The following is a 5,598-nucleotide window of genomic DNA, read 5'->3' as shown; positions in this document are numbered from 1 at the left end:
CGTAGGCACCATGCCGATCAGGGCACAGTCGGGACAGGTCATCGGGAGACAGTGCTGTCAGGTTGTCCGGAAGCTCTTGGCCCATCGCGGTCGCGCGGGCCTGTGCGCCGCGGCGCCTCTCGGAGGCGTCCACGCGCTCGGCGATCAGGCGGGCCCAGCGCAGGTCGGCGTCCCCTTGGTCGCCGGCGGGGGTGTAGAGGCACTGAGGCTGCCCGTGCTCCTCGAACTCGTCGACGAGCGTCATCCCGATCGACTCCAGCAAGCGGCGCGACCCTGCGTTCGCCGCCTGGGTGACCGCGACCATGGGGCCGCCCTTGGGTACGGTCTCTGTCCACCAGCTGACGGCCGCGGCCACCCCTTCCCGTCCCAGCCCTTTGCCCCAGGCAGAGGGGAGCAGCTGGTAGGAGATCTCGGCGGCGCCTTCGCACCGGTGGTCGGGGCCGATGGTCACCAGGCCGACCGGCTGGTCGTCGGCTGCCCGGACGACGGTCCAGGCGCCTGCTGTCGTCGGGTACGTGGTCTGCCGCGCGGCGACGCGCTCCTCCGAGGCCGGGCCGCCGAGGTGGGCGCGGACTGTGGCATCGGTCAGCAACTGGCGTACGAGGGGAGCGTCATCTGTGGTGACCGGCCGCAAGTGGAGACGGTCGGTACGCAGCTCGGCCGGCCACACGAGCCTCAGGGCGTCGTCGACGGAAGTCATGGCGTCAGCCTGCCAGGTGGCGGCCCGTCGCTGGGCCGTGCGGCGGAGGAACAGGTCCCGCTGGCCGAGTGACCACGAGCAGGGACATCAGTATTGTCTAATTGGATTTACTTCGATAGTCTCTAGATGTTCGGGCAGCGGGCTCCGCTCGCGCCCACTCGCGACGCTTCATCGAAGAGCGCACCTTCGGCGACAACGCCGACACCGAGAAGTGCGAAACGGAGTAATTCAGTGAACGGTTCCTGGCGCAGTGTGCCCATGCCGCAGCACGTCACCCAGCTGCCCCGCAACACTGCGGGACGTCCAGTCCCCGGCAACATCTCCTGGTACGAGGCGGATGACGACGGTTCGATATTCGTAACGTCGAACGACGAACTGGGAGGTCACATCACCTGCCCATGCACGCCGGGGCGCGGAACTCCCGCTTTCGGCGAGCAATGCCCGGTTCGGCAGCGCGAGTTCATGGTCCAGCGACTGTGCGGTCTGTGCACGAAGGGTATCGCCACCATGGAACAGCTGGCGTTCGTCGGCGAGACGGACGCCGGGTACTACCTGGAGCCGCCGCTCCATCAGGACTGTGCGGCGTATGCACTGCAGGTGTGCCCGCGGCTTCACGCCGCCGGCGACCGCATCGAAGTCGCCCTTGCCCAGACGTACACGCTGATGGAGGACCGGATCGTAGGCATGACGGCCGGGGGCGAGCTGCGGCGCGCGAGGTTCGCCTTCGGCGATCCGATGGCTCGGCACCTGGCGGTCCTCGAGTTCTACCTCGCCGTCCCGGTTGCACCCACCCGGCAGACCGGGCCGGAATGGGTGGCGAACCGAACCCAGAGTGTTGCATAATTGGATTTATTCATGTAGCGTGTGGGCATGTCCGAGAGCTGATCGCTCTCCTTCACACGCCGACCTCCTCACAGGCCGTTTCCCGGACGCCCACGTGGGTCCGGCACCGATGATTCACCCGGCGGTCTCCCGCCTTCTGGACGGAACCCATGCAGCACGACGCTTCTCCTGAACCCACACCCCCTGTACGTATCGGACGCGCCCGCTTCCGCGACCTGGACGCGGTCTGCGATCTGCTGTCGCTGGTCAGCCCTGGCGAGCCGGTCCCGCGCACAGTCCCGGTGGTCCTCTCCTTGCAGCCGGGACGGCTCACGCACGGAGACTGCCTGTGCCTGACGGCCCGACTCGGCGACCGCATCGTCGGCGTGCTGATGGCCAGCCCGCCTCACTGGACCGAGACCCACCCCTGTACATCGGGGGTGTTGCGGTCGCGCCCGACGTCCGGGGACAGGGCATCGCCAGCGAACTGCTGCGCGCGGCCGAGCATCACAGCCGCCTCGCGGGGCTTCGCCTGCTCGTGCTGGAGCATCCGCCCGGGCTCGCCGGCTTCTACACCCGGCACGGCTACACGGCGGGGCAGGAACGGCTGCTCGTCGCACTGCCCAACGGCATGCAGGTGCGCAAGATGCCCGGGCACCAGAGTGCTGTGAAGCCCCTCGTCCCCGGGGTGGGGCTCACTGAAGTGCCGGGGGCTCCGGCAAGGGTCGTCACCGGTCTGCTTCCCGGGTGTGCGGTGCCGCCGTCCGCCCACTACCGCCACGGCCGCCTTGTCCTTTGATCCGCCCGGCCCCGGCCGCTCACCACGCCGCCTCCCGCCTCCCGCAGTCAGGCCCGTCGACTCCCGGAAGGACGCTTCCTTGATCACAACGCCCTCCCAGCACGCCGCGCTGATCGCCAGTGCGCTCGCGGACGTCATCCGCAGCGGTGCCAGGCAGCACCCCGACCGCGGGGCTCTGGAGCGCATCGCGGAACTGCTCGACACGGTGGTCATCGCCTTCGTCGACGCTGAGCCGTACGCTGACGCCGTCCTCGCGCTCCAGGACGCGGAGATCCTTGCCTCCCGGTCTCCGGGGGCCGGCCTGCCCCTGGGATTTACCGCGGCCGTCCTTGCGCCCGTCACGGGCCAAGCTCCCGAGTTGCCTGTCCCTGTCGGCGCGGCCTCCCCACAGCTCGCTGAACAGGATGCCCGGCTGCGGGCGCGGCTGGCGCTCGTTGAGGAGTGGCTGCTCGGCACGCAGCACCCCGACATGGTGCCCGCGTACGCCTCCATGTCCCTCACCCTGCGCACCAAGCTGGCGCACATCGCCGCGGCCGTCGCCGTCGGCAGCCGGGCCTGACACCCCGGCTCTGCGCCCTCCTTCTACGGCCCGCCGCCCGGCGGGCCGTCCCGCGGCGGCATGTTGATGCGCCGCCACATCACCACATCTCATATGAATCGGGATTCTCCATGACCACCCTTGCCTCAGAACCGGTGCTGTCCAGCCGCGACGACTACCTGGCAGCGGTCCGCCAGGCGGTCGAGGCCGCCAAGGCCTACTTCGGCGACGGGGACAGCCCGCTCGACGACGTGACCTACGACCGGCTCATCCGAGCCATCGCGGCCTGGGAAAAGGACCACCCGCAGGACGTTGCCGCGGACTCTCCGACCGGCAAGGTCGGGGCGGGCGCGGCACCGACGGGCGATGTCCCCCACACGAAGGTGATGCTGTCGCTGGACAACGTCTTCAGCCGCGAGCAGTTGCTCGACTGGGGAGCCTCGGCGGACCGGAGGCTGGGCCGCCCTCTCGCCGGTGGCTGGGCAGTAGAGGCCAAGCTCGACGGCAACGCCATCGCAGCCCGCTACGTCCGCGGCCGCCTGACCCAGGTTCTCACCCGGGGAAGCGGCAGCCACGGTGAGGACATCAGCCACGTGGCCGGCACGATCGTCGGACTGCCCGTCCGGCTGACGGAGCCGCTGACGTTCGAAGTGCGCGGCGAGGCCCTGTTTACCCGTGACCAGTTCCAGCGCGCGAACGAGGTGCGTGCCGCACACGGTGCGAAGCCGTTCGCCAACCCGCGCGCTGGGGCCTCCGGCACGCTGCGGGCCAGGGACCGCGACTACACGCTGCCGATGACGTTCTTCGCGTTCGGCGCGGTCGACCTTCCGGGAGAGACGTTCGTACCCGTGGGAGCCACGCACCTGGAAGTCCTGAAGGCGGTCGGCGATGCGGGGGTCCAGACGATCAGCGACACGCCGACCGGCAGCGTCGTGGTGGACACGCTGGCCGAGGCTGCACGGCGCGTCGAGGAGATCAGGGAACAGCGCGGCTCGCTGCCGTTCGACATCGACGGTGTCGTCGTCAAGGCCGTCAGCGCGGCTGAGCAGGCCGCACTGGGGGCCGGGAGCCGGTTCCCGTACTGGGCGGTCGCCCACAAGCTGCCGGCCGTGGAGCGCATGACCGTGCTCACCGCTGTCAGCTGGGAGACGGGTCGGACCGGCATGATCGCGCCGACCGCCGAGCTGGAGCCCGTCGAGGTGGAAGGAAGCATGGTGTCGCGTGCCACGCTGCACAACCCCGGCGACATCCGACGCAGGGATCTCCACCTGGGCGACACGGTGACCGTGCACAAGGCCGGCGATGTGATTCCCAGGGTCGAGGCCGCGGTGGTGGCCCGCAGGCCCAAGGACGCCGTGCCGGTGCCGCTGCCGGAGCGGTGCCCGAACTGCGGCGGAGAGATCGACAAGAGCCAGGAGCGGTGGCGCTGCGTCAAGGGCACCGCGTGCCGTCTGCCCGCCCTGATCGAGTACGCCGCCGGGCGCGACCAGCTCGACATCGACGGCCTGGGCGCCCGGTACATCAAGGCCCTCGTTGACGCCGGAGCCGTCCGGGATGTCGCCGACCTCTTCACCCTCAGCACCGAACAGCTCACCGAGGCCTCCGGCAGCGCCAGGCGCGGAGCCAAGCTGGCCGAACAGATCCAGCAGGCCAAGTCACTGCCGCTCAACCGCATCCTCTGCGCTCTCGGCATCGTCGGCACCGGGCGCAGCATGTCCCGCCGGATCGCTGCCCACTTCGGAACCATGGAGGCCATCCGCCGCGCGGACGCGGCGGCCCTGCGCGAGGTGGACGGCATCGGCGCGGAGAAGGCGCCCGTCATCGTCCAGCAGCTCGCCGACCAGGGGCCGGTCATCGACAAGCTCGTGGCCGCGGGCGTCACCCTGACGGAGCCCGAGGCCGCCAGCACGGGCCAGGGGCCGCTGACCGGCAAGGTCGTGGTCGTCACCGGAAGGATGACCGGCTTCCTCGAAGGCCTCGGGCGCAGCGACATGACCGCGCTGATCCAGAAGGCCGGCGGCCAGGCGGGCAGCAGCGTCACCGCCAACACGGACTACCTCGTCGCTGCTCCGGCGGCCGGCGGCAAGCTGAGCACGAAGGCGGCCAGGGCCCAGCAGCTGGGTGTGGAGGTGCTCTCGCCGGACGCCTTCGCCGCACTGGTCATGGACTACCTCGGCTGATCCGGTGGACGCGGTGGCGGGGCGGGAGGCCGGGCTTCACGCCCCGCCACCGCGCTCTTCCGTGGGCTCACCCCCTCCCCGTGAGTTGCTTAATTGGATTTATTGCAGTAATCTTAGGGGAGTTGGGCGAGCGGTGGCGCCACGAGCGCCTCTTCGAGCACGCCGACTTCATGAGCAGAAACGAGAAGTACCTTGAACAAGCAGCAGCTGATCAAGGAGATCGCGGCCAACGGCAGCATCTCCACCGCCCGGGCCGCTGAGGCCCTGGAACTGGTGCTGGACACGCTGGTCCGGCGCGTCCTGGACGGCGACGCCGTCTCCGTGACCGGGTTCGGCAAGCTCCAGGCGGTCCACACCCCCGCGCGCCGCGCACGCAATCCGCAGACCGGTGAACGAGTCCTGGTCCCCGCAGGCAGGCGGATCGTGTTCCGCCCGGGCGCCGCGTTCACCGCGATGGCGCGCGGCGAGCGCCCCGTCCCCGAGGCCGGACGCAGCGCCGCGCGCAAGAGTCCCAAGAGCGCGTAACGCCCAGCCCATGTCGTGGGGGCGCGCGGGGGGG

General features: G+C 70.2%; 6 protein-coding genes and 1 pseudogene. 6 read left to right on the top strand and 1 reads right to left on the bottom strand.

Annotation, left to right across the window (positions count from 1 at the left end):
- Positions 1-700, bottom strand: a 700-nt coding sequence (locus RM812_RS40400; RefSeq protein WP_311585729.1) for a GNAT family N-acetyltransferase, incomplete at its 3' end; no start/stop codon positions are given.
- A 258-nt stretch (positions 701-958) separates the two neighbouring features.
- Between RM812_RS40400 and RM812_RS40395 the strand changes: the two genes are divergently transcribed.
- The 6 genes and pseudogenes from RM812_RS40395 to RM812_RS40370 all read left to right on the top strand — a co-directional run bounded on the left by RM812_RS40395 (position 959) and on the right by RM812_RS40370 (position 5,564).
- On the top strand, positions 959-1,543 hold the full coding sequence (locus tag RM812_RS40395; protein WP_311585726.1) for a hypothetical protein: 585 nt from the start codon (positions 959-961) through the stop codon (positions 1,541-1,543).
- Positions 1,544-1,871: 328 nt separating this feature from the next.
- Positions 1,872-2,060 (top strand): annotated as a pseudogene (locus tag RM812_RS43240) (GNAT family N-acetyltransferase); the annotation flags it as partial.
- Positions 2,061-2,321, top strand: a complete 261-nt coding sequence (locus RM812_RS40385; RefSeq protein ID WP_311585722.1) for a hypothetical protein — start codon at positions 2,061-2,063, stop codon at positions 2,319-2,321.
- Positions 2,322-2,400: 79 nt separating this feature from the next.
- Positions 2,401-2,880, top strand: coding sequence for a hypothetical protein (locus tag RM812_RS40380; protein WP_311585720.1), 480 nt, complete (start codon positions 2,401-2,403; stop codon positions 2,878-2,880).
- Positions 2,881-2,990: 110 nt separating this feature from the next.
- Entirely contained in the window at positions 2,991-5,039 is a 2,049-nt protein-coding gene (gene ligA / locus RM812_RS40375) for an NAD-dependent DNA ligase LigA (RefSeq protein WP_311585718.1), read from the top strand.
- Between the two features lie 192 nt (positions 5,040-5,231).
- Complete coding sequence (locus RM812_RS40370; protein ID WP_007490353.1) at positions 5,232-5,564, top strand: HU family DNA-binding protein; 333 nt, start codon at positions 5,232-5,234, stop codon at positions 5,562-5,564.
- Positions 5,565-5,598 lie beyond the last annotated feature (34 nt).

Origin of the sequence: Streptomyces lancefieldiae (assembly GCF_031845825.1) — a bacterium.
Lineage (GTDB): Bacteria > Actinomycetota > Actinomycetes > Streptomycetales > Streptomycetaceae > Streptomyces > Streptomyces lancefieldiae.
The sequence above is the reverse complement of the archived record's forward strand: the minus strand, read 5'-3'. Positions and strand labels throughout refer to the sequence as shown.